Annotated in this window: 27 protein-coding genes; 7 read left to right on the forward strand and 20 right to left on the reverse strand. The window is 60.7% G+C overall.

The features are described from left to right. The first annotated feature begins 17 nt into the window (after window positions 1–17). The 3 genes from PLN84_RS06895 to PLN84_RS06905 all read left to right on the forward strand — a co-directional run bounded on the left by PLN84_RS06895 (window position 18) and on the right by PLN84_RS06905 (window position 2,187). Window positions 18–794, forward strand: a complete 777-nt coding sequence (locus PLN84_RS06895; RefSeq protein ID WP_348531978.1) for a PepSY domain-containing protein — start codon at window positions 18–20, stop codon at window positions 792–794. A 26-nt stretch (window positions 795–820) separates the two neighbouring features. Next, entirely contained in the window at window positions 821–1,618 is a 798-nt protein-coding gene (locus PLN84_RS06900; protein WP_292383281.1) for a hypothetical protein, read from the forward strand. Between the two features lie 95 nt (window positions 1,619–1,713). Next, entirely contained in the window at window positions 1,714–2,187 is a 474-nt protein-coding gene (locus PLN84_RS06905) for a winged helix-turn-helix domain-containing protein (RefSeq protein WP_348531979.1), read from the forward strand. 19 nt (window positions 2,188–2,206) lie between these two features. Here the strand turns inward: PLN84_RS06905 and PLN84_RS06910 are convergent, their stop codons facing one another. Beyond that, window positions 2,207–2,605 carry an NUDIX domain-containing protein gene (locus PLN84_RS06910; protein ID WP_300195539.1) on the reverse strand — a complete coding sequence of 133 codons (399 nt, stop codon included), beginning with the start codon at window positions 2,603–2,605 and terminating at the stop codon, window positions 2,207–2,209. Window positions 2,606–2,708: 103 nt separating this feature from the next. Here PLN84_RS06910 and PLN84_RS06915 point away from each other — a divergent pair, with 103 nt between their 5' ends. Beyond that, a complete protein-coding gene (locus tag PLN84_RS06915; RefSeq protein WP_348531980.1) occupies window positions 2,709–3,641 on the forward strand; it encodes an AEC family transporter in 933 nt (310 codons plus the stop codon). A gap of 248 nt (window positions 3,642–3,889) precedes the next feature. Beyond that, window positions 3,890–4,252 (forward strand): hypothetical protein, encoded by a 363-nt coding sequence (locus PLN84_RS06920; protein ID WP_292383288.1) that lies wholly within the window; start codon window positions 3,890–3,892, stop codon window positions 4,250–4,252. Between the two features lie 63 nt (window positions 4,253–4,315). On the opposite strand, the gene PLN84_RS06925 is transcribed toward PLN84_RS06920, so the two are convergent. The 7 genes from PLN84_RS06925 to PLN84_RS06955 all read right to left on the reverse strand — a co-directional run bounded on the left by PLN84_RS06925 (window position 4,316) and on the right by PLN84_RS06955 (window position 10,041). Beyond that, the gene (locus PLN84_RS06925; protein ID WP_292383289.1) at window positions 4,316–4,771 is read right to left on the reverse strand and encodes a hypothetical protein; all 456 of its coding nucleotides are present in this window, start codon (window positions 4,769–4,771) and stop codon (window positions 4,316–4,318) included. Window positions 4,772–4,913: 142 nt separating this feature from the next. Beyond that, window positions 4,914–5,585: a hypothetical protein gene (locus PLN84_RS06930; protein WP_299953488.1), complete on the reverse strand. Its 672-nt coding sequence runs from the start codon at window positions 5,583–5,585 to the stop codon at window positions 4,914–4,916. A 246-nt stretch (window positions 5,586–5,831) separates the two neighbouring features. Continuing rightward, entirely contained in the window at window positions 5,832–6,683 is an 852-nt protein-coding gene (locus PLN84_RS06935) for a prenyltransferase (protein WP_292383293.1), read from the reverse strand. Window positions 6,684–6,689: 6 nt separating this feature from the next. Further along, a complete protein-coding gene (locus PLN84_RS06940; protein WP_292383294.1) occupies window positions 6,690–7,514 on the reverse strand; it encodes a phytoene/squalene synthase family protein in 825 nt (274 codons plus the stop codon). 10 nt (window positions 7,515–7,524) lie between these two features. Continuing rightward, window positions 7,525–9,000 carry a phytoene desaturase family protein gene (gene crtI, locus PLN84_RS06945; RefSeq protein WP_292383296.1) on the reverse strand — a complete coding sequence of 492 codons (1,476 nt, stop codon included), beginning with the start codon at window positions 8,998–9,000 and terminating at the stop codon, window positions 7,525–7,527. Window positions 9,001–9,092: 92 nt separating this feature from the next. Next, window positions 9,093–9,830 carry a carotenoid biosynthesis protein gene (locus PLN84_RS06950; protein WP_292383298.1) on the reverse strand — a complete coding sequence of 246 codons (738 nt, stop codon included), beginning with the start codon at window positions 9,828–9,830 and terminating at the stop codon, window positions 9,093–9,095. 58 nt (window positions 9,831–9,888) lie between these two features. Continuing rightward, window positions 9,889–10,041 (reverse strand): hypothetical protein, encoded by a 153-nt coding sequence (locus PLN84_RS06955; protein WP_292383300.1) that lies wholly within the window; start codon window positions 10,039–10,041, stop codon window positions 9,889–9,891. 187 nt (window positions 10,042–10,228) lie between these two features. Here PLN84_RS06955 and PLN84_RS06960 point away from each other — a divergent pair, with 187 nt between their 5' ends. After that, the gene (locus PLN84_RS06960) at window positions 10,229–10,915 is read left to right on the forward strand and encodes a hypothetical protein (RefSeq protein WP_292383302.1); all 687 of its coding nucleotides are present in this window, start codon (window positions 10,229–10,231) and stop codon (window positions 10,913–10,915) included. A gap of 98 nt (window positions 10,916–11,013) precedes the next feature. Here the strand turns inward: PLN84_RS06960 and PLN84_RS06965 are convergent, their stop codons facing one another. The 8 genes from PLN84_RS06965 to PLN84_RS07000 all read right to left on the reverse strand — a co-directional run bounded on the left by PLN84_RS06965 (window position 11,014) and on the right by PLN84_RS07000 (window position 19,755). After that, on the reverse strand, window positions 11,014–11,799 hold the full coding sequence (locus tag PLN84_RS06965) for a winged helix-turn-helix transcriptional regulator (protein ID WP_299953494.1): 786 nt from the start codon (window positions 11,797–11,799) through the stop codon (window positions 11,014–11,016). A 43-nt stretch (window positions 11,800–11,842) separates the two neighbouring features. Further along, window positions 11,843–12,271 (reverse strand): hypothetical protein, encoded by a 429-nt coding sequence (locus PLN84_RS06970; protein ID WP_292383305.1) that lies wholly within the window; start codon window positions 12,269–12,271, stop codon window positions 11,843–11,845. Between the two features lie 660 nt (window positions 12,272–12,931). After that, the gene (locus PLN84_RS06975; RefSeq protein ID WP_348531981.1) at window positions 12,932–13,948 is read right to left on the reverse strand and encodes a cytochrome c biogenesis protein; all 1,017 of its coding nucleotides are present in this window, start codon (window positions 13,946–13,948) and stop codon (window positions 12,932–12,934) included. A gap of 212 nt (window positions 13,949–14,160) precedes the next feature. Beyond that, a complete protein-coding gene (locus PLN84_RS06980) occupies window positions 14,161–14,772 on the reverse strand; it encodes a YIP1 family protein (RefSeq protein ID WP_348531982.1) in 612 nt (203 codons plus the stop codon). Next, window positions 14,754–15,671, reverse strand: coding sequence for a hypothetical protein (locus PLN84_RS06985; RefSeq protein ID WP_292383310.1), 918 nt, complete (start codon window positions 15,669–15,671; stop codon window positions 14,754–14,756). Before PLN84_RS06985 ends, PLN84_RS06980 begins: the two co-directional genes overlap by 19 nt. Before the next feature lie 439 nt (window positions 15,672–16,110). Continuing rightward, window positions 16,111–17,232 carry a sulfopyruvate decarboxylase subunit beta gene (comE, locus tag PLN84_RS06990; protein ID WP_292383311.1) on the reverse strand — a complete coding sequence of 374 codons (1,122 nt, stop codon included), beginning with the start codon at window positions 17,230–17,232 and terminating at the stop codon, window positions 16,111–16,113. Next, window positions 17,225–18,517 (reverse strand): cysteate synthase, encoded by a 1,293-nt coding sequence (locus tag PLN84_RS06995; RefSeq protein WP_292383313.1) that lies wholly within the window; start codon window positions 18,515–18,517, stop codon window positions 17,225–17,227. The genes comE and PLN84_RS06995 overlap by 8 nt, the downstream gene beginning before the upstream one ends. Further along, window positions 18,514–19,755 (reverse strand): methanogenesis marker 16 metalloprotein, encoded by a 1,242-nt coding sequence (locus tag PLN84_RS07000; protein ID WP_292383315.1) that lies wholly within the window; start codon window positions 19,753–19,755, stop codon window positions 18,514–18,516. Before PLN84_RS07000 ends, PLN84_RS06995 begins: the two co-directional genes overlap by 4 nt. A gap of 241 nt (window positions 19,756–19,996) precedes the next feature. On the opposite strand from PLN84_RS07000, the gene PLN84_RS07005 reads away from it, so the two are divergent. Then, complete coding sequence (locus PLN84_RS07005; protein ID WP_292383317.1) at window positions 19,997–20,482, forward strand: helix-turn-helix domain-containing protein; 486 nt, start codon at window positions 19,997–19,999, stop codon at window positions 20,480–20,482. A 64-nt stretch (window positions 20,483–20,546) separates the two neighbouring features. On the opposite strand, the gene PLN84_RS07010 is transcribed toward PLN84_RS07005, so the two are convergent. The 4 genes from PLN84_RS07010 to PLN84_RS07025 form a co-directional block, all read right to left on the reverse strand. After that, window positions 20,547–21,305, reverse strand: a complete 759-nt coding sequence (locus PLN84_RS07010; protein WP_292383319.1) for a carboxypeptidase-like regulatory domain-containing protein — start codon at window positions 21,303–21,305, stop codon at window positions 20,547–20,549. After that, the gene (locus PLN84_RS07015) at window positions 21,302–22,216 is read right to left on the reverse strand and encodes a calcium-dependent protein kinase (protein ID WP_292383321.1); all 915 of its coding nucleotides are present in this window, start codon (window positions 22,214–22,216) and stop codon (window positions 21,302–21,304) included. Before PLN84_RS07015 ends, PLN84_RS07010 begins: the two co-directional genes overlap by 4 nt. Window positions 22,217–22,219: 3 nt before the next feature. Further along, window positions 22,220–22,528 carry a hypothetical protein gene (locus PLN84_RS07020; RefSeq protein ID WP_292558810.1) on the reverse strand — a complete coding sequence of 103 codons (309 nt, stop codon included), beginning with the start codon at window positions 22,526–22,528 and terminating at the stop codon, window positions 22,220–22,222. 121 nt (window positions 22,529–22,649) lie between these two features. Next, entirely contained in the window at window positions 22,650–23,324 is a 675-nt protein-coding gene (locus PLN84_RS07025; RefSeq protein WP_292383323.1) for a hypothetical protein, read from the reverse strand. Between the last annotated feature and the right edge of the window lie 295 nt (window positions 23,325–23,619).

The following is a 23,619-nucleotide window of genomic DNA, read 5'->3' on the forward strand; positions in this document are numbered from 1 at the left end:
ATAATGGTGGTTCAACTATGAAACGGATATACATCCTTGCAACGCTCTGCCTCATTATCGCGGTCTCGGTCGCGGCAGCGGCTGGCATCAACGCTCCGATCGGAGTGGATACTGCGAAAGAAAAAGCACAGGACTTTCTTAATGCACCCGATGCAACCGTCCAGTACCAGAAGACCGAGCGCCTGAATCAGGGAGAGTACTACGTCTTTGGCATCGGAGGCGGACAGGTTTACGTCAACGCCCATACCGGGGCTGTTGAGCGCGCCACGTTTGACTCTGCACGGAAGGATTCCCACGAGATCCGGCTGGATCAGGCCGCAGCCGAAGCGGCGGCAAGGGCCTACGCTGAAGAGAAGTACAGCGGTTTTGCGGAGAAGAGTATGCGGCTTATCGAGTCGAACCTGGTCTCTCACGGCGATGCAGGCAGCGAATATTTGTACATCTGGAGGGAAGAGAAGAACGGTGTCCTCACGCCGAACACGGTTGTCGTAAACGTCAACCCCGGTACCGGCGAGATCGTCTCGTACATCGGGATCCGGCGGGAGATCAAATGCCCGCTTGAGCCGGCACTCTCCCGGGACGAGGCGCTGAAGGTCGCGGCCGGGGAGTTCCCGGGAATCCGGGTGACCGGTGCGACGGCCGACCTCTCCGTCGAGTACACCCGGCCGGACGCACAGACGCTGACGTGGGTGGTGACGATGAAAGGCGAGCCGGAGGGTGACGTCCTCCAGGGAGGGCTCGTCGTCATCGATGCACGAGCAGGAGAAGTGCTGATGGTAAGCCCATACCTCTAAATCACTTCTTTTCCTAAGTGGTAACAATGCACTCGAGGATGTGGGTATGGATTGGCCTTTGCGCCGTTCTCGTTCTTGCCGCGGCGAACCTCGCCATACTTGCGGCCTTTCCCCCGGAGCAGGGACACGTGCAGGAACCGCTCAAGCGGGTGAACTGGATACTGCCGTTCGGGCCGGGGTTCGAGTACCCCGGCTCCTACGAAAGCCCGGTCATCGTCTACGACGGAGCGAACGAGACCTGGCACCTGCGGAACGTTACTGCCTACAACCGGGCAATCAACCTCGGCGAACGCTACAGCCTTGATCCGACCCGCCCGGAGGATATCCGGTACACCCCTGATATCGCAATCGAGGGCGACAAAATCAGCCTCGACTTCTTCATACGGAACCTTGCGGGCGAAGACTGCGCCCGTGCCGACCTTGCCGTGGCGACGGAGATCACGGGCCTGAACGCCACCACCGGGTTCCCGACGGGGGATATCCTCCCCGGCATCGCGACGACGCTGCCCATCGATAACCTCGCCGCCGGCGAGTGGCGGGAGGTGCGGGTGACGGCGGACCTTCCAAGACCCGGGCAGGAGGAGAGCCTTATTCTGACGGTCGATCTCGCCGCCCCCTGCACCATCACGACCCCGAACGGCACGCCGGTCACCTTCGACCTCCGGCGGGTGAGCGTCGTCGAGTCCGGTCCCATCCCCGCCGGCGAGGGCGGGATCGACCCCGGCTACAACAGGACCCGCCTTCCCCGTGCACCGGCATCGTTCGTCGTAGCGGGGAGAGATGCACCGGAACCAGTCCCGCCGCCGACCTTCCGGGCGAGCTGAGGGAGATGCGGCACACCCCTTTTCCGAAACCCGGGGCGGTTCCGGAACGCTTTTCTCTCCCGGCAGAAGAGTACCTGATTGTTTCAGGTCAGACTATGGAAGACGTCACGCTCGACCGGGACGACATCACCGCTCTCGCCTCCGACACCCGGGTCGCCATCCTCAAAGCGCTTGATTCCCGGCCCATGACGGTGAGTGAGCTCGCCGATGGGCTCGATCTTGCCAGGTCGACCATCCATGAGCACCTTGCCGTTCTCGCCGACGCGGACCTGGTGACGCACGAGAACGCCCGGAAATGGCGGGACTACACCCTGACGAAGAGAGCCCGACGGGTCCTTCATCCCGGAAAGGACCACCGGATCATCTTCCTCCTCAGCACGTCCCTCGTTGCCATGACAGCCGGGGCGCTTCTCGTCGCCTCGTTCCTCCGCGGTTTCGCCGTCCAGGGGGGAAGCGCCGTCCGGGAACTCCTTCTCCTCTACGCGGGCGAGGCGCTCCTTGGCGTGACGATCGCGCTCTGGTACCTTGCGGTGCGGTGCCGGAGGGATAGCTTCCCATGCCGGGGGTAACTGCCGGGTTTCCCCCCGCTCACCCGCCGCCACCAAACAACCCCCGAAACTGTTCCGCAAGGTCCATTGCCGCCGCCTCCTCAGGCTCGACCCAGGTGTAGTCCTCGTGCTCCGGGCTGAGGCTGACCTCGGTCCTGTCGGCATCGCAGGCCATGACCAGGTAGGCGATCCTCTTCGTCGGGAGGTCGAGTTCCCCGGCGCCCGCGACGTGCCGGAGGGTGACCCGCATCCCGGTCTCTTCCCGGGCCTCCCGCCGGAGGGCACGGTCGAAGGTCTCCCCGGGGTCGAGCGTCCCTCCGGGGAGGTCCCACTTCCCCGGGTTGATGGGGTCGTCAGCAGCGCGTTTCAGGAGGAGGACCCTCCCTGCGCCGTCCCGGATGAGCGCCGAGACGGCGAGGTAGAACGGTTTTTCCGGCATACGGCAAGATAGATCCCTACCGACAGAAATACCTCCCCCACGGCAGAACCGTAAAGAGTCATCAGAACCCACCTTGATGGGTCACGAGGGAGCGCCCCCATTCATGAACGGTATGGTCACGGATTTCCTGATAGTCGCGGACCAGATCTTCATCCTGGTCCTCCTGATCGCCGCGGGCTACGTCGCTGTTTCGACAAAGATCGTCGACCCCCGGGCCACCCGGGGGCTCTCGGGGCTCCTCATCAACATCACCATCCCGGCGCTGATCGTCGCCTCGATGCAGGTCCCCTTCACCCCTGAGCGCCTCGTCGGCGCAGAGACCCTGATCCTCGCGACCGGGATGCTCTACGTCTTTTCGTTCGCCCTCGCCTGGGCAGTCTCGAAGGCCATGCGGGTCCCGGCCGCGGAGGAGGGGGTGCTCCAGTTCGCGATCGTCTTCGGGAACGTCGGGTTCATGGGGTTCCCGGTCGCCCTGACGCTCTTCGGAGAGGAGTCGCTCTTCTACGTCGCGATCTTCAACCTCGTCTTCAACGTCCTGGTCTTCTCGGTCGGGATCGCGATGCTGACCGAGGAGCGCGAGGGGGGATTTGACCCGAGACTGCTTGCAAACCCCGGTATCGCGGCCTCCGTCGTCGGGCTCGCCCTCTTCCTCGGCTCGGTGGAGATCCCCTCCCCCTTCATCGACTCGATCGACCTCCTCGGGGGGGTGACGACGCCGCTTGCGATGATCATCGTCGGGGCGATGCTCGCGACGTTCCCGGCGCGGGAGATGGTCGGGGACTGGCGGATCTGGGCGACGAGCGCCGTCCTCCTCCTCGCGGTCCCGGTGGCCTACTGCTACCTCTTCTCCCCGGTCTTCTCTGACCCCCTCGTCAACGGCGTCATGATCACGATGGCCGCGATGCCCGCCGCCGCAAACACCGCCATCTTCGCGGAGCAGTACGGCGCCGACGCCCGACTCGCGTCGCAGATCGTCTTCGTCTCAACGATCGGGTCGCTTGTTACGATTCCGCTGATGACGACGGTGCTGCTGTAGGGTGGTGTCGGGGCATCTTTAAGAGTGTGCTTTGGTGCGCAAGGCGAATCGCCGGTCACCCGGTCTTCGTCCACTTTTGCGTGGGGTAACCCGGGGTACGTGAAACTATTAGCGGCCCTGGCTATGATAGGGACACAAGAGAACACACTTTCACCCCGCCTCCGCAAACGTTATGTTAGGCCGCTCTGATTGAGCATGTAACGACATAATCGTCGCCGACTATGGGGTCTGACCGGGAGTGGTGAGGCATGAGGCCGGGACTACAGCAGATCGATGGAAAACGAAGGACATTCACCGGGGCGTTTGCACGATTCGGGAAGAAGGACCGTTATAGGCCAAAGAAGGTCGGGAATGAGTGGGTCGCGTACGACGTGACGGTGCTGCTTGTCGATGTCCAGGACATCGATGGAAATCCGATCACCGACCACCTCTGGTTCAACTACACGAAGGGGTTCGAGAGCCTCGGGGATCTGCAGGAAGGGGACGTGATCAGGTTCGATGCCAGGGTCAGGCCCTACGTCAAGGGCTACATCAACCAGAGAACATATATCGACGATCGGGAGGTCGACTATAAACTGGCCTATCCGACAAAGGTTACCCGGGTCCAGTGAACCCCCATGGAAGGGGTTTCCTGCCAGGGCGGCAGGACCCCGCCAGGCCGGGTTCCTCAGCGGTTATGGGGCTGTCCCGGCTCTCTCGGTTGCCTTAATCAGGTAGTACCCGAGTCTCCTCTCCAGGTCGTCCTGCTCTCCTTGCGAAAGCGTTGACACTCCGGCGTAGATCTCTCTGACCTCCGTAACAAACCGGGTCTTCTCTTCCTCTGAGAGATTCGTGGCGGCATCCCTGATAAAAGCCCAATCCTCCTCGCTCGGTTCACATTTCTCCGGTTCGATATCCCTCCACGACGAGGGGATCGGGACGGCCTGCGGAAGTTTCGAATCCCTGGTCACCAGGATGATGGTCAGGTTCCCGGCCCTCCCGGGCTCTTTTGTCGGGGCGGGCATCTCTACCGGGTCATGCACAGCGCCCGCACCCGGTGCGTGGAGGAGGAGCAGGGCCGCGAGCAGCGCTGCCGAAAGAGAGAGGAAGAGCCATGTTACCGATCTTCTCTTCGTCGAATCATCCTCCATAGACCACGCTTACCCTGTATCAGAGATCTTCTCTTCCCTGCAGACGAACACGGCAACGGGTGTCCGTAACAGGTCGTCAAGAACCCCCCAACAGCGGCAAGAGCCGTCACCGTAATCCCGTAGAGGTTTATAGCGCCGATTCTCATGGGAAGTCAATACCCCCTGCGATAACCAGGTAGTCGGCCGGAACCGGAATGAAGCCCGACTCTGTGCTCATAACGGCCGTACCCACCGTTGTCATCCAGGTATTCTCTCTCATCAAGCGTTTCGTGCCCCCCACTCCCCGGTACTCGAGGCTGAACGTGACCGGGGCTGCTTCCTCCGGCGGCGGAACGAAGCCGTCGAGGAATACGACCGTGGTGTAGGTCCCGCTCGAAACCCGGATGAACTCAGCGACGCCGACATCACCGGGGGTTTCGAGCACGGGCACGAGCAGCCGCGGTTCTCTCTTCATCTCCCATGCGGTCAGGTTGGTAGGCCGCTGGTGCCGGGGCAAGCGTTGCAGTTCGTCTTCAGTCTGCATCACCTCACACGATACGGATATATCAGGCGCGCACTCTCCCGTCGCCGTGAACGCGAGCATCTTCCCGTAGGGTGTCTCCCGAACCGCCGCCTGCCACGCGGTAACCCGAGCGCCGGAGAACGTCTCCTCCGGGATCACCGGTTCACCCGTTGCGTTCGCCGGGATAGGGACCATGATCGTGGCGGTGCCGTTCGTGGCAGGATCGGGTAGATTGGTGATCGAGATCCGGTAGAAGTTGCCCGGCAGAACGGTCTCGGTAAACGCGGAAAGGAGGAACAGCACGACAATCATAGCAAAAATGGCAGTGAACGCCTTGAAAACAAAGTCAACCTTCATACAGGCCTCGCTTCGGGAGTCGAACCCAGGGATGGACCGTGCATGCCCGGATACCGGTACCTACGGGTGAGATATCGACGTTCGGTTATAAACCTTTTCTGTGGCGCGCGTCTACGCATCAAGCATCCCTTATCGATTCCAGGCGTCATTGTGGTGTCTGCAAGCCGGAGCCGGGAATAGTGCGAAAGGCCATCCTCCCTATCACACCACCGTCCGCAGGGTCGCAAGAAGAAAGACCAGCCCCCCGAGGCCGGTGTTGACATATGGGAGGTACCAGTAGACCCGGTCGATCGAGAGGCCTTCCCGGAGGAGGAGGGCGAGGGGGACGGCCGGGTAAATCAGGACGAGCAGGCTTAAGGGGTGAAGACCGGCAAGCCAGATGACGAGGGCGGCAAGCCCCGACCAGAAGACGAGGCAGAGGAGGAGTGAGCGCCGTCTCCCGAGGACGACGGCCGTCGTCGTCATTCCCGCGGCCGCATCCCATCCGATATCGGGGATCGCGGAGAAGAGGTGCATCGCGGCGATGTGGAGGTAGCCGGCGATGACGAGAGCCGGCGGCGGGAGGGCGCCGCCCGCGAGGTAGTAGCCGAGGATCCCCGGGACCACGTAGAGCATGTTCGAGGAGAAGTCGAGGACCGGGACCTCCTTGAACCGGAGCGGCGGGGCGCTGTAGAAGTAGGAGAGGAGGAGGAACAAGAAGAGAAGCGCCTGCCCGACGGTGTCGAGCGCAAAGATGAGCGCGAGGCTGACGGCAGCCGCAAGGCCGATGAGGAGGAGCAGGTCGCGGCCGTCCGCATCGCTGATGCGGTACTCCTTCACATCCTTCTTGGGATTGAACCGGTCGGTATCCTGGTCCCACCAGTCGTTCACCCCGTAGATGAAGAGGTTTGCCGGTAAGAAGAAGTAGACGAGGAAGAGGGCGTAGGCGGGGTCAAAGAAGGCCGTCCAGGAGTTCATCCCGAGGGCGTAGCCCACCACGTAGGTCCCACCGGTGTAGATCCAGAACCGGAACCGGGAGACCCGCCAGGCAAGCGAGAGGAGCCGGGGAGCCACGGGGGGTCACGCCTTTAAGGTGTTTGCGGCGGCCCTGGAGACGATCCGTCCCACCGAGGGCTTCACCTTCCCCCGGTAGACGACGGCCGGATCGTGTTCTATCGTTTGGGCCGTCCAGCGGTACATGTCCGACGCCGTCCGGATCGGGATCCGGTAGCGCCGGGGGATGTACCGGAACCCGGTCTCCGCCTGCTCCTGCCACTCCCGGTACCGCCGAAGCTGGAACCGGAGAAACGCCGCAAACCCCCGGGGGTGCCGGGCGGCGGTTGCCGCCGAGAGGTCGTCGAGCCCGAACGCCTCGATCTCTTCGGCGGGAAAGTAGGTCCGGCCGAGGGCGAGGTCTTCCGCGATGTCGCGGATGAAGTTGACGTACTGCATCGCCCGGCCGAGGTTCTGGGCTGCAACGTATGACTCCGGGGGGAGATCGAGGAGCCGGGCCATCATCAGCCCGACCACCTCGGACGAGCCGTAGAGGTAACCCTCGAGGTCCCGGATCGTCCGGTAGGAGGTGACGGTGATGTCGCTCTCCATCGAGGAGAGGAACGCCACCGTCCACGCCGGATCAAAGTCTTTCCGCCCCGCAAGTTCGACGAACGAGTCGATCACCACGTCCCCCGTCGCCTCCCCGGCCGCGGCAGCGGCGTAGCGGCCGGTGAAGGCGTAGAACTCATCGACCTCCTGCGGCACCGCGTCCACGTAATCGTCGGCGACACGGACGAAACTGTAGAGCGAGAAGACGTCCTTTCGCACCCGCGGCGGGAAGAAGAGGGTCGAGTAGAAGTAGGTCTTGCTCCCCCGCCTGAAGATATCGTAGATGGTCTCGTCGATCACGGGGCGCACCTCACCGCCGGCAACGGTCAATCAACTCACGGGCGACGATCTGGGAGGATATCAGGGTCATCGGCACCCCGATCCCCGGGTGGGTGTACTGGCCGGCGTAGTAGAGGTTCGGAACCCGGCGGCTCCGGTGCGCCGGCCGCCAGAGCGCCGTCTGGCGGAGGGTGTGGGAGAGGCCGAGCGCCGTGCCCCGGTAGGCGTTGTAGCGGTTCGAGAAGTCCGAGAGCGCGAAGATCCGCCGGGTCACGACCGAGTCACGGATACTCTCGCCGAGGATCTCCTCCATCCGGCTCATGAGGTGGTCATAGAACCGCTCGCGGAGTTCCGGGGTATCCTCGATGCCGGGGGCGAGGGGTGCGAGGACGAAGAGGGTATCACAGCCCTCCGGGGCGGCGGTCGGATCGGTCCGCGAGGGGACGTTGACGTAGAACGAGGGGCCTGTCGGCCAGGCGGCTTTTTTAGGATCGAAGATCGTCTCAAACCCCTCCTCCCAGTCCCGCTCGAGGAAGATGTTGTGGTGGGCAAGCCCCTCGACCACCCGGTCGACGCCGAGATAGGCGACGAACGTGGACGGGGCGAGAACCTTTTTTGCCCAGTAGGAGGCTGGGTACGACCGCGAGCCGTCGGGGAGGAGGTGCATCTCGGCAAACGGGTAGTCCGCGTTGACGACGACGACATCGGTCTCGTGCGCCCCGAGGGGGGTGACGACCCGGCGGGCGGTCCCGCCCTCGACGTCGATGGCGGTCGCCGGTTCGTTGTAGCGGTACTCGACCCCGAACTCCCGCCCGAGCGAGACGAGGGCCTCGACGACCGCCCGCATGCCCCCTTCCGGGTACCACACCCCCATGTTCATGTCGATATGCGTCATGATGTGGTAGAACGAGGGGGTGTTTCGCGGCGAGCCGCCGAGGAAGCCGATGGAGTACTGCACGACTTTTCGGGCCTCGTCGCTTGAGAAGCGTTTTTTTACGAAGGACTCCAGGTTCTCGAAGGGATGGAGTTTCCTCCCCCCGGCAAGGAGCCGCCGGTCGAAGAAGTCGAAGATGCTCCGGTAGTCCCGGTAGAGGAGGTCGCTCATGGTGATCTCGTAGGTCTCCTCCGAGCCGGCGAGGTAACTCCGGAGTTTCTCGGCCCCGTCCGGCTCAAACGACTCGAAGAGAGCGTAGTTTTTCTCGAGGTCGGCCGAGATGTCCGCGACTTGATCGTCAGCGAAGAAGACCCGGTAGGAGGGGTCGAGTCTCGCGAGTGGGAAGTAGTCTTTCGGGCTTCTCCCGAACTCCGCGAAGAACCGGTCGTAGACGTCGGGCATCAGATACCACGACGGCCCCATATCGAACGTAAACCCTCCGTCGCGGTGAACGCTCGCACGGCCCCCGGACTGCTCGTTCTTCTCGATCACCGCGACGTCAAAGCCGCCTTTTGCAAGAAGAGCCGCGACGGAGAGACCTCCGAACCCTGCTCCAACGATGACAGCCCGCATAACCTCCCCCACCGGAACAGAAAACTGGTGCAGGAAGAGTCATATCGAATATAAACTTTGGTATCGGGGAAGGCGCACCGCCGATGCGGCGCTCACCGTGAAGTGTCGTCTTCAACGATGATCGGAAGTGTTGCAAGGGCAAGCGCCGCCCCGAGGAGGGCCGGTATCACAAGACCGTTCCGCGTGAGGTAGCCGGTCCAGAACGCGAGGATGAGAAGGAGACTCGCCGCCACCGTGCCGGGGATCGATCGAGCGCCCGCGATGAGCCGGAAGAGGGCAATATAGACCGCTCCGGTCAGGGCCCAGCCCACGAAGTTCGAGACCGGCACGCCGTAGTAGGCGCCGCCGCCGGTCCAGACCCAGAGGCCGGCGTGGACGGCCGCCGGGTCGACGACGAGGTCGACGAAGAGGAGGACGAGAACCCCGGCCGGGACCAGCCGCCACCACGCAGTCCCGGCGGCGGCTGCGGCGAGGGTGACGGCGCCGAGGAGCATCGGGAGATAAGCAAACGCGACCGTCCAGGGGACGAGGCCGAAGACCCGGTAGCCAAGGTCGGCCGAATAGGTGAACCTGCCATACGGGACGCCGGTCGCGACGGCATACGCCTCGACGGCGAGCGGGAGGATGCTCAGGAGGAGGAGGAGGAGGGCGATGCCGCGGGCGGGGCCGAGCCAGCGGACGAGGGCGATGTAGGAGGGGAGGGCGAGGGCGACCAGGAAGACGACCGGGACGGCGGGCGGGACCGCCGGATCGTCGAACCGGACCACCAGACAGGCGGCGAGGAAGAGGACGAGAGCGGCAAGAAGGAGGGCCGCCCGGGTGATGCGCATGGGCGGGGGAGGGGGGCGAGGGGGATAAATCTTCCATGCCGGTGGCGGTCACCGCAGGCTACGCCCCGGTCCGCCCTGCGACGTCGCTCGCGACCAGGATCAGCGCCACCAGTGCAACGATGATGAACCCCAGAACCCACTGGTAGGTGAGGGCTGCGTACAGGCCGGCCGCGATGCCGACGAGCAACACGGCGATGTGGTTGCGTTCCATGTAACGACGTGGCCGGCTGGAGATATATGCCTTCTGTCATATCCCTTTACGCGTCCGGAAAGTATTATCAAAATTAAGGGATCGTTCACACTACAGAAGACTAAGAGACAATTACATAAGCCCTATCATCCGTGACGACGGTACCATTAACCATCGAGACTGCGCATCCTGGTCCGGGAGCCCAAGAATGAAAAAGATCCCGCTCATCGTCTGGATAATCCTCATCTGCCTCGTCTTCGTGCACTACTTCTACACGCCTGAAATGCCCGTGATTACTACGAGAGAGATGAGAATCGACCCCGGGGAGCGTCAGCCCGATCTCGTGCACCTCTGGGATGCCCTGGTACGTGAACATGGGTTCGCGAACGAGTCGGCCATACTCATTCAGCTGAACCAGTTCGTCGATAAGGACGGGGTGGTACAGTGCACTCAGACGTACTACACCGGGGACGTGGACGGAGAGCAGCATTTTTACAAGGTATATGTTTATCCAGGTGGCAACGTCCTCTACAAAGACCAGGTACTCGAGTTCCCCCTGCAGGGAGCGCACCCCCTCGCCATCTTCCGTGAAGCGACCCTGATCGATTTTGCCGACCTCACCCGGGGGGATCGCAATATAACGCTTCAAACGCTCAAGTACGAGATCAAGAGGGAATATAACGAAACCCACGGCGACCTTTACATCCTCTCGGAAGGCTCGCTCCGTCCCTTGAAGGAGGCAACGTTCCCGGACGGTGCCTGCTGGTACGCGATCGAGATCGCCCCGGAAGTTCTGCAACCGGAAGGAAGTTCAGCCGCGGGAGGCGTGCCGGACTGTCTCATTCTCTTCACGGAACAAGATATTGCCCTTGCCGATACTGTTGTCTATGCGTGATGCGGAGATACTGCCTGATCGCAGACGCATATATGGGTACGCCCGCAGGATAAACCGGAAAAAATGCTGGAGGATGAAATCAGAGTCTCAAGCCGGCATCAGGTCCCAGTACCTGAAACACCTTTCCCACCGCTCACGAGATGCCACGACTTGTGTGCCTTTATATACTCCTTCACATCCGGGCGGAGATAGTACCGCACATTCCGCCCATCCTTCTCGCTTTTGACGATGCCTTCCCGGGTTAACGATCTCATATGCCAGGTGACGTTCGGGCCCGACAAGATGAGCCTGGACGCGATATCTTTCCTCACAATTCCCGGGTGCTGCAGAACAAGATTTATTATTCGGATCTTCGGATGCACGTTGAGGCATCCGGCCAATATCTTCTCCAGGTCGGAACAGGTGCCCACACCGACGTAGTACCTCATTCCCCCGCTGTTCTGCTCAGCAGTGACCTTTCCCATCCTGTACAGTACCCCCACATGATACCGGAGGGTCCCGATATTCATTCCCAGCATTTGGGAGAGGTTCCGCATGCTAGTTCCCGGATTCTTCCAGATACACGTATACACTGCATTTCGATTTTCGTTGTCCAGGATATTCCCATCTGTGACCCTTTTATGGCCAAGCTGAAGCCACGCAGACAGCGAGAACAAGATTTGTATCAGAACGAAAAGCGTGGTCGGAACGGTTATGGCTAGAAGACCGAGGATAACGGTGTTCAGGGGAACGTTCCAGACGTATAATGGAGTCGGATCTAAAAAAATCCGCTCCGGATGTATTCCCGATGTCGGCTGGACAGAGATCGCGCACCCAACAGATGGTAACAGCAGGAGACAGAAGACAAACAGAGCAATTCTGGCAGTCAACGACCATGACGCCATAGCGTTTCATATGCCCAGTGAAAATAAAAATGTTTCCTTTTCTTTAGCCCACGCTAAAATCATATGGCCAAGTTCCAGTAACGTCCTCACCATAAACAGTAAATGTCCAGGACCCGGATGTAGGGTTGTTTATCGTAAGATAGATCCGCCCCTTCAGGTTATCATCGCCATCATCATCGTGGTAATAACCGTATAGGCTCCCATCTGGCCTGATAATACCTAATTTCAGGGAATAAGCACCTGTAAACCAGTTCAGATCGATAGGTATCGAGGACGTACCAGGTGACACGTAAAATCCATGATAGTGCGTCTCTCCCGATGTGATCGTGTACGCTGCACGAGTTGCAGACCCGTCTGCCTGCGGGAGGTCCAACACGGTCTCACTATTCCCACTTCCGATGCTGCTGGCCGAAACTATCGGTATGACAATAACGAAGACGACCAGGAGTCCGATAAAACGGTTGAATTTCATCAAAATCCACCGGTAGAGACTTCGAAGACACTCTGCATAAATATTCTGTCCTATTTCTTTACACGTTTTATATACAGGCAACCTGTCAACTTCCGGCAAGAGAAGGAGGACATCCGTTTGTCCAGTAGAAATCAGGAGATATCTGCTAAATCCCAGAGAATGGAGCCCGAGGCAACCAGATGAACATCAAATGTCCAGTTGCGAGGCATTCTTACACCCCCACACAAGGAAACTCTGGACGGATACCACGTTCGATCTTATCTCTTCGAGGCGCATACCTGCGTCAACGAGGAAGTTTCCGGACCAACCAGGATCACATGTATCCCCGTTTGACCTACATCTTCTCTACACACGGGAGGGTAGCCAGCCCCCGAGCGAATAATAGACTAACAACGGTACAAACGGTGATATAAGCGCCGGACGACCAGAAAAACCGGGCCAATGAAACAGAATATAGGGAGTATCGCGAGAACAAGACCACAGGAGGTAATCACTGGGCCCCCTACCGTAAAACATTCACACATTGCCTTCCATTCAAAGTAAACCCTGAGTGAATACTCCGTTCAACTCCCCATTAAGGCAAATACTCACTCCCACGATGAGGTAGCCCGATCAGCCGAAATCACACGTTTCCTCATTCGTCCCAAACCCTCTCAACATTCAGAGGAGCAGACAGGCTCCGAACCCGATCAGGATGATCCCGCTGATGCCCCGGATGAGATCCCGATATTCCCGGATCCTGCTCGACGAACCGTAGCCCCCAAGGGTCCCGACGCCGAGAAACGGTGTGAGCACCCCGGCCCCAAAGACCAGGAGGAGCGAGAGATCCTGCACCGTGCCGTCGATCAGGATTCTGCTCAGCAGGATGAGAATCATCGGGGCGGCGCACGGCGCCTTGACGATCGAGAACAGCATGCCCAGGAAGAATAACCCGGCCAGCGTGGTCGAATACTTCCGCAGAGAGGACTGAAGAAACCCGTCTGTGGCATCCGGGAGCTTTACCACCCCAAGCAAGCTCACGCCGGTGAAGATCGTGATCAATCCCGCCGCGACGGCGAGGTACGGGCCGAGCCCGCCGAACGAGAGCCCCGCCAGCAGGACGCAACACCCCATGACGATATATGCGAAAACCAGTCCCAGGCCGAAGATCAGTGAGTTCAGGAGACCACTCCGGAGGCCTCCGCCCGATCCCGTGACATACGCCAGAATAAAGCCCAGCACCGCCATCAAGCAGGGCGAGAAACCAGAGAAAAGGCCCAGAGAATAAGCAAGTGGAATATTCCAGTTGATCGGTGGCGGATTCTCCTGCGGCTCAGCGCCAGCACGAGACTGTTCGATCGCCGCCCTGACATTCTCTTCGGTTATCTCACCTCCGGGGATCTTGATGGTGCTGTTCACGACCACGGCTGGGATCTCGTGAAATCCATGCTGCTGCCACCGGTCCAAACCCTCAGTTGTACCCACATCGACGTATTCGAGAGAGATGGAATCGCCGAGATCGCTCTCAACCTCTGCGATCAAAGGTTTAACCTGATCACAGGCGGTGCAGCCGTCCAGGTAATAATACTCTATAGGGATAGGAGCTGCGCCCGCATAGGAAATCATTCCAGCCAAGAGGAAGATACATGCTGCTATTGCTCCAATGCGAGTGCTCTTTCTTCTGTATCCATTTTTCAAGGTACCTCATCCCCAAGATGGTTCTGGACGTCATCGATCCGCGAGATAAGATCATTCATGAAAAACCCCAATAAACATCAAGACCATGCGCCCGGACCAACCATAACCCATCTATCAGAAAGTTAATCCTGCTGTCAGCATCATAAAACATGTCCCCTACCGTTCTTTTATGATTTAAACACCTCGCTCCAGAATTCTATCGAAAAGAAAGATCACAATAACAATCCAGAACCAAAGATCCATCTGTAGAAAAGAATCGCGAGAACGATACTGGTTGCAAGAGAGACAAATATGGCCCGATCCTTTGACATCTCATGAAATATCTGTACACTCAAATAGGTTATCAAACCAAAAACAAAGAGAAGCAACAGGCCTGCCAATGGGACCTCTACGATCACAACCGCCCAAAAAAACAGGATGCAGGGAAACAGGGCATAGATCACCGATTTCATCGTTTTTTCAAATCCATAACGTACATTGACAAAAAGCAGGAAGAAATGTTCAACGAGGCTGACTCCGAGGAGTGCGACGACTCCGACTATCAGACCCTGTATCAGGTTGATGAAGATGCCCAATACTAGGATCCCAATCAAGTACAATCCGTCAGGTCCGGATTCGTTTCCAGGATACAACCCTGTAAAGAAAGATGCTAACGTGAATAAGATTGACATAGTCATAACTGTCACAAAAAAGAGTTGAAGATCACCTCCCAGTGGTTTTTTGTTTAGTTGCTGAAAAAATTGCCGGAGACTGGTTAAGACAGTTTTTAATGGGGATCTTACCGACATGACACTACCTCTGAAAGTTATGGAACTGATTGACATCCGACTCCTATAGACACCCAGTCCGAGGTACTAGAACTTCCATCAGTTGAACCATAGATATCACAACTGATCCAAGCATCAACAGAGTGTTTGGGTGGACTCAACGTAAGATATGCCCAGATAACATTAGATTCAACGTATCCCGTATACCCGGTTTCCCGTACTGAATGTCCGAATTCACAACGATCAAAGTTAATCCCCTGAGACGTATAAGTATTGTCCGATATGCCTAGAATTCTGTTGCCATAGTCATAAGTGAATGTCCCTTTAGTGTAAAGAGTTGCCTGGGTTATGGATAGATATATCCAGCTGTCCGTTCTTGTAACTTGGGCTTCATAAATTGATCTCGCGCCGAACTCTTCTGACCCCAGAGCCGAGAGATCGATTCGACTCAATTCATAGCTGACGGAATAATTGCTACTCTGATTACCTACCGAGCAATCTTTGCAACTGTCTTCGAAATATTCTGTCTTTGAACCGATGACTACCGGGTCCACCCTGCTCTTGGATACCTTACCCTGGCTATCGAGTAAACCATAAATATTCCCATCCATTCCATAGTAGAGGACGACTCTTTCTCTTTGTCCCTCCAGATATCCAATGATTTCTCTGATGCTTTCTCTCGATTCTGATCCGCGGATCAGGTCATCCACCCGGCCTCTCGCTTCGTTATATCTCTGCCATTGAGGACCCTCGTCTCTGGAAGGTTGCTCTATCCCCAACATGGTATAGATGTTCTTTTCAGTCTCCTGATTTTGAAGCAAAGGATTAGTTCTAGTTTGTTCTTCTGTACTCGCCGCAGGTACTATCGGCATTGCCATTGCCATCGCCATCATCACGCCCACCAGCATAACTGCCAGGAGCACGGAAAGCGCCCTCATTCCAATTTTTCCGTTCATGCGTTTTTCCTCCAGTTCCTTTTCCCGGAGGCAGGAGTGGCATACTTTCAAGTACCGAAAGAGCATACATCCAAATAGCCTCCGGGCTTGCGGGGCTCTATCATCCGGGGCGTCAACCGTGGATGGAGGGGCCCCACGAACTTTTGCGGACGCATCATCAAGGCGCCCACACAATGACATGGGTATGAGTTTATTTATAAATTCTGTCCGATTTCTTTACACGTCCGGGAGCCGTTATCGGAACTGCCGAAAAAAAACTCCCCTCTTGGGTTAAAAGCACAGGAAATCATTTTTCTCGCGATGATGTGTGCAACCATTTCCGTCCGGCACCTTCAAGAGATGCGATGAGGGACAGGACACTGGGAGAAGTTCCGCGGGTCATATCGGGTAGCGGGAAAAAGAGGGTTTACTCGCTCCGCCACAGAGACGAACCGAACACCTACCTCCCAATCACCCGCACAAACCGCTCCCGGATCTCGGCCGGGGCGAGCGGGATATTCGGGACCGGTGCGTTCCCGGGTCTTAACACCACATGAATAAAGTTCGGCCCCCGCCCCCGGTCTTCCCATGCCTCCGCGAGTTCTTCTTCGTCCTGCACCTTGCACGTCTGCCGGATCCCGGCGGCACGGGCGAGGAATTCCATGTCGACCAGCCCAGAGGCCGGGGTGGGCTGGTTCCCCGTGCTCCCGAAGGCCCCGTTGTCCAGGCAGACGATCGTGAGGTTCTCCGGCGCCTCTGCCGCCACCACCGGGAGGACGGCGGTCCCGAGCAGGCTCCCGTCGCCGTCGAGGACCACGACGTCTCTATCCGTCGCAAGCGAGAGCCCGAGGCCGATCGGCGTCGCCTGGGTGTAGCTCCCAAGCATGTAGAAGTTCAGGTCCCGGTCGCGAGCCGCGTAGAGCTCCTTTGATGGGACACCGATGTTCGCGACGACCGCCTCCCCGTCGAGGATATTGGCGATAGCCCGGATCGCGTCGTTCCGGGTCATCGCCGGGTCGCGGAACGTCCGCCGGTAGTCCACCGCCGACTCCCTGGCCCGGGCCGGGACGACCTGCTCCGCCGGGCAGGCCTCCTCTGCCCCTTCCCAGAACGAGGGGAGGATCAGGCCCACATGCGGCCGCATAGAATCGTAGGCGTCCCGGACGACCTCATCGATCAACTCCTCATCCCCGGGACTGCGGATGACGGTATACGGAATCCCAAGCGCACGGAGCACCTCCGGGACCGCCCGGTTGAACGGCACCTGGGCCGGGATCGCCTCCCGGTAGACCCCCCGCCAGCTCGCGAGGATGGGGAGGGGGAGACCGAACGTGACGGTGAGCGACATGATCGCGTTTAAGGAGTTCCCGAGCCCCGAACTCTGCATATGGAGCACCGGCCGCCCCCCGGCCATCGCGAGCCCGGCGCAGATCCCGATGCCGTCCTCCTCCCGGGTCAGGTTGACCGCCCGGAACCGCTCCGGGATCAGGGCGCAGAACTCCTGCGTCCGGTCGCAGGGAAGCGACGCCACGGTATCGACCCCGAGGGCGGCGAGCCGGTCGAGGACACAGCCCTCACGCACGGATTGCCACCCCCTGCTCCGCGAACCAGGCTCTGACGGCATCCCGGACATCCCCCTCGAATGCCTCCCCGGCCCGGACCCGGAGGTACGGCTCGACCGGGTAGCGGTCGAGTTCTTCTGCTGCACGCTCGTAACCCCCGCCGGTCACGTTCAGGAGGATGTGGTCATCCGGGCCGACGAGCCCCTCCTCCACCGCCCGGACGAGTGAGGCGACCGCGACGGCGGCGGCCGGGTCGAGGTCGATCCCCTCGGTATCGGCAAAGAGCCGCCTGGCACTCTGGGCTTCGTCGTTTGCGACCGCATACATCCTCCCGCCGGAGGCCGCGAGGGCGTCGTAGACCCCGCCGCGGATTCCCCAGGGCGGGTGGCGGTTCGTGAGCACACTGGCGGAGACCCGGGCGATCGAGGATTCGGCGTCAGGCATATCCTCTGCAGGAACAATCTCCCGCCTCCCCGCCCCCCAGGCCCGGACCATCGGGACGAAGGGGAGGTTCTGGGAGAGGTGGAGTTCCGGGAGGCGGGAACCGAACCGGCCGTCGGCGATGAGCCGCTCCGCCGCTTCCCACGCGGCGATCCCCCCGGTCCCGCTCCCGACCGCCTGGAAGTAGTAGTCCGGGAGCCTCCCGGCGGCGAGAGCCCCATCGAGCATCACCGTCCCCATCCCGTCCCGTCGGGCGACGTTCTTTGCCCCGCCCTCCGGGACGATCCCCGGGAGCGAGCAGACCTCCCGCCCGAACGCGATGGAATCCGAGTAGTCCCCGTCCACCGTGATGAGGCAGACGTTCGGGGATGGAACCGTCGTCCAGAGCCGGCCGGCGGCGGATGCCGGGACCACCACCACGACCGGGGCCCCGGTCAGGGCCGAGGCCTGGCAGAACGCCCGCCCGGTGTTCCCCGCCGACGAGACCTGGATGACCCCGGCTCCCTTCTCCCGGAGACGGAGGAGCGTCGGTTGCGCCTCGAGTTCCTTGAACGAACAGGTCTCCATCCGCCCGCCCCGCTCGGGCCAGTAGCCGGAGAAGGTGACGGTGAGGTGGGAGAGGCCGAGTTCCCGGGCGAGGGCGACGCTACCGTAGGAGACCGGGCCGGCATCGATCCGGAGGTGGCCCTCGACCGGGAGCCACTCGATGTAACGGAAGATCCCGGGGAGGTCACGAAGGACGAGCCGGCGCTCCGCGTAGACCGTCCGGAGGAGAGCGTCGCACCCCGACGGGCAGTCGAGGGTGTAGCGGTCGGGAAACGGCCTGCCGCACCCCGGGCACTGGAGGAGGTACTTCTCCCTCACCGCCACCCGCCCCCGGTGAAGGTGAACCGACCGTCGAGGATCATCTCTTTTATGTCCCGGCAGAGGTCTTCCGCGAGCGTCCGGCCGGACTGGCGGAGCGTGATCGGGACCTTCCGGCCCCGGACCCGGAGCGACCCTTCCCCGGCCTCAAGCGCGTCGTTTTGGCAGGCGGCAAGACAGGCGGTGCAGGCGAGGCAGCGGTCGCGGTCGATCCCGGTCTCGCGGTTAAACGCGCCCGTCGGGCAGATCGCGGCCGCAGCACAGGCCGAGCACCCCTCGCACCATTCGGGGTGGTAGGTCACCTCCCGGTCGGGCTGCTGCCAGACGTCGGCGTAGGTCGCCTCGTCGAGGACGGTCCGGGTGTTGATGTCGGCGACCGGAAGCGGGATATCCTCGTCGAGGACGCGGAGGGCAGCGACCTGCCGGTCGTCGAGGACCGGGATCGCGACGCCGAGGCTCGTGATGCACTCGGGCCCGGCAGAGGTCTTAAAGCCCCCCATATAGCGGGGCTGCATCCCCGTCATATCGGCGATGACCGTGAGGTTCGGCCGCGCCGGGGTGCTCCGGGTCCCCTCCCCGGTCACGATCCCGGCCGAGCCGTTCAGGAAGACCGGGGTTCCGTCCCGGATCGTGAGCCTCGCCGGGTCGTTCTGGAGGGGGTTGATCTCGCCGCACCCGCTGACCGATGCCTCCCGGCAGGGCCCCTCCAGCCCCGTGACCGAGAAGATCGTCGTCACCCGGGTCGGCCGGGTGTTGACGTAGGCGGTGTAATTCTTGAAGGCGCTCCGGGTGGTGAAGAGCCGGGCGTAGGCGAAGTCGTCGAGGGTCACCCGCGCCTCGATCGAGCGGTCGGCGGCCTCCACCAGCACCTCGATCTCGCGGCCCTCGACGATATCGCGAAAGAGATGGCCGCCCCCGTAGCCCGCCCCGGCGTGGGCGGTCCCGGAGACGATCAGGTCAAGCAGCCCCAACCGCTCGTTCGGGCAGGGGCCGGGCATGCAGGGGACACCGTTCAGCCAGGCCCGCTCCGCCCGCTCGAACGTCCCCGGCGCCGCTACCGGGACCGAGAGGATCGCCGCGGTCCCCGACATCACCCCGCATGTCCCCGTGGTGACCACGTCCACGTCTGCTGCCGTGATCTCCGCACCCTCGCGGATGAGGTGCTTGAACTCCGCTGCGGTGTAGACAACCGCGGTGCCGTTCCGGATTCTCTCGTCGATCTCTGCCAGTGTCTTCATAATAATCTTATTCCTCCACCTGCATGCACCGGGCCCTGTCACGCCGGAGCTCGCCCTGCATTACCAGGCAACTCCGTCAAACAGGCGGTGTAATAGGCCTCAACGTCCTTAAACCCTCTGTCCCGCGAGGTTCCCCACCCGGTTGACCGGGATTATCAGGAGATCCGCGGTTGGCCACTATAGCAGATCTCTTGACCATATGAGGAAAAAGTTATCTTGAGAATCCTACTACAGTAGAGTAATGCTCTCACGAAGAATCTTTGAGACCGAGTTTGCCGAGGCGCTCCAGGAGGAGCTCGCCCGCCAGGACATGAGCATCCGCGAACTCGCGGAGCGGGCCGGGATTCCGCCCGCAACCCTCTACAAACTCACGTCGGGGAGGGCGGACCCGCGCCTCTCGACCGTCCGGCGGATCGTCAACGTCCTCGAGCCGCGGGAGAAGAGTTTCATCGCGGTGATCGCGGCCCGGTTCCTGCTCGACGATATCGATAACCGGGATCTGCCCATCGGTGAAAAGAAATACCATATCCGGGGCTACCCGGCGGACTCGCTCGAGGAGTGCATCGCCGCCGCGGCACGGGCGGAGAAGGAGGGAGCGCTCGGGATCGTCTGCGCCCCCATCCTCGCGTCGATCGTGGAGAAGATCGTCGACTGCCCGGTGGCGATCATCAAGCCGCAACAGCAGACGATTATTGAAGCGATCGAGACGATAGCAAAGAGGGTTTAGGGTTCTGTGGAAATCCCCCCTCTCCGGGTCATATTATCGGGTAGCATGGAGCACCCCTGCAGCCCTACTTCTTTGCACGCCAAAAAATCCATACTGCCCCGAGAGTCCCAAGGAGCCCGGCCGCGGGACCGAACCCCGGCACCGTCCGGGGCAGTGGCTCCAGTTCCAGGTCGAGCGTGTTTGTTGGGTTCTCGAAGGTGATCCCCTGTCGGAGGGGGACGTAGCCCTCCTTCTCGACCGTGACAGTCTGCCGGTAGCCGGGGGTGTCTACCAGGTAGGCGCCGTCCTCACCGGTCGTGGCCGTCGCCGCGAGGGGTTCGTCGTCGAGCGTAAGCACCGACTCGAACCGCACCGATGCACCGGGGATCAGATTGCCGCCGGTGTCCGTCACCCTGCCCGAGACGGTGATCAACGGCGACGGCGGGATGCCGATGCAGACGGTCAGGTTCACGGTCTTCTCGGCCCGGCGCCCGTAGTTGTCCGTTGCCACGACGGTGATCGCGTTCTTCCCGGCCAGGACCGGCACAGAACAGGCGAACTCAGTCCCGTTTCCGCACGAGACCTCCTCTGTTCCGCTCCGCACAACCACGTTGTGCAGACCTGCAGGGGCGTGGACCTCCCCGACGACGGCGACGTGCGGCGGCACGACGTCGATCCAGCCCTCCGCACCCTCGATCGGGGAGGTGATGGTGATGACGATCGTCTCGTTCACCCTCGGTGCCGGGATCGTGTGCTGATCGATACCTGCGCTTGCTACCGGGATTGTCGCGAGGAGCAGCGCGAAGAGGAGAAGGATTGCCACCGATCGGGTCAATTCTTTCATGCCCCTCCTTCCAACCCATCCCTCGCGGCGGCGACGTACGCGACGTACGGCTCCGGAGCGCCGTCCCGGACTGCGGTCCCAGAGAACGCGTAGACCGGCCGGACCGTATCCTGCACGACACCGCGAGGCTCCATCCAGTAGCCGAGCGAGACGTTCTCGATCGTGACGCGGTCGTAGGCCGCACTTGCCGAAGGGCGGACGATCCGTGATGCGAGGAGGTCCGCATACGCCTCCTCCGGCAACCTTAAAGCGATATCTCCGGCCGGCTCCACCTCCCGCCAGGTCTTCACGAGCCCGACGACATCGCCGCCGTCGCCCAGGATGACCGCGAACTCGTCGCCGTAGACCGGCAGCCCGTCGAGCGACCGGCCGAACCGGGCGGCGATTGTCACATCGTACGATGCCTCAGGTTCACCGTCACCTGAACTCCAGACCTCGTGCCTCTGGTTCACCCCGATCTCCACGACCCGGGCGTCCGGCGAATGCATCCCGGTCTTCTCCAGGAATGCAAGAACAATCTCCTCCGCCTCCGCATCCGTCGGGAGGTCCGGCTGCCGGGTCACCTCGGCCGGCAGCTCACGGTCGGGGATGCGGTAAACCACCCCACCGGAATGCGCATACACCGAGAGCCACGCCTCAGGGTCCTTTTTAGTGTCGACGAGGCAAAACTCCCCGGATCTCTCGCTCAACTCCCCGGAGAGCCCGAACCGGCCCGCGATCTCACGGACTTCTTCCCCGGTGACGGTGATGGGGACGACCCGGTAGAGCGTACAGGAGTCAGGAACCTCCGGGAACCCGGCAACGAGAGCATACTGACCTCCACCCGCATTCGCCGAACCGAGAACCAGTATGCAGCCGGCCGCGATCGCCACGGTGAGACAGACAAGTGTACCGATCTGCAGGCCCCTCATCGCTCAGTTCCCGTGGTTGAATATCCGGGCGGTGATTGCCTGAATGGTACGCTGCGTCGAGTAGAACCGGTTCCACTCAATGCGACCATCCTCCGCGATCTTGAGCAGCAGAGCCTGCTCGTCGCTTTCCGGAGATTGTTTGACTGACCCCCCGACAGACAGGCCGCCATCCGAAACCGGCAAAAGAATGGTGCCGTATTCGTCGCTCCCTTCATCAAAGACAGTGTGCCGGACCTCGATACCGGCAGCATCGGTTCGGGTGACGGTGAGATTATGGCAGTCGGCGACAGTGTCGCTTGAGAGGCATCCCAACACGGCAGTGAGGATGATGAGAGAGAAAAGAGCAAGAGAGATCGCCCTGTTACGGGCTTTCTGAGTTTAACTATCAATATACATACGTTTCGATCGAGATGTTCTCTTCCAGAGCTGCCCATCAAAACGCGATACCCCCGGCAATAACATGGTATTCGGCCGGAACCAGGACAAATCCGGACGTTGTTCCGGGGACGGTCGCATGCACCGTTGTCGTCCAGGTATCCTCCTTTATCAGGTGTTTCATGCCCCCGCCGCCCCGGTAACTGAGGTCGAACGAGACCACCGCTGCATCCTCCGACGGCGGGACGAAGCCGTCGAGGAAGACGACCGTGGTGTAGGTGCCCCCCGATCCCCGGGTGAACTCGGCGACGCTCGCGTTCTCAGGGGTCCCGAGGACCGGCACGAGCAGCCGCGGCTCTTCTTTCGTCTCGAACTCGCCGGTCGGTCTGAAGATATCCTGCGCGTAGTCTTCCGTCGTCGTGAACGCGATCATCTTCCCGTACTGCGTCTCCCGGATCGCCGTCCGCCACCCGGCGGGCTGGAGAACGCTGGACGACTCGAAGATCACCAGCTCGCCCTTCGCGTTCGCCGGAACCGGGATCATGACCGTGGCGGTGCCGTTTACGGCAAGATCGGAGAGACCGGTGATCCTGATCTCGTAGGAATCGTTCGGCATGGTCGTCTCGACGAACCCGACAGCAAGAAAGAGCAGGAGGACCACCGCAGCGAGGATGGTAACCGCTATCAGCAGGTTCAGCAGAGTTTTTTTGGTATTGGTATATTTTTCGTCCATCTCCTCACCATCGCCCGGCCGGGTGGGGCCGCCTTCCGGATCGATGCATGAGAAGTCAACGTTCCCCTATAAACGATTTCTGTCACGATCCTCTACACGTCGAGCCGGATCCGTTGGTTTTGTTCCGGAGAATTCGCCGCAGTCCATCAGGGACGTTCGCTGCGCCGGTCGATACCGAACCCGGACTGCGGAGGTGACCGGCTACCGGAAGACACGTAGAGGCGTGCGATGGGGGAATAACAAAATAGCACCGTTTTTATACTCACGGCAACCTGATCTCTTTAATGTCGCATCA

It is taken from the genome of Methanoculleus sp., from assembly GCF_035363275.1.
In the GTDB taxonomy this organism is placed as follows: Archaea; Halobacteriota; Methanomicrobia; order Methanomicrobiales; family Methanoculleaceae; genus Methanoculleus.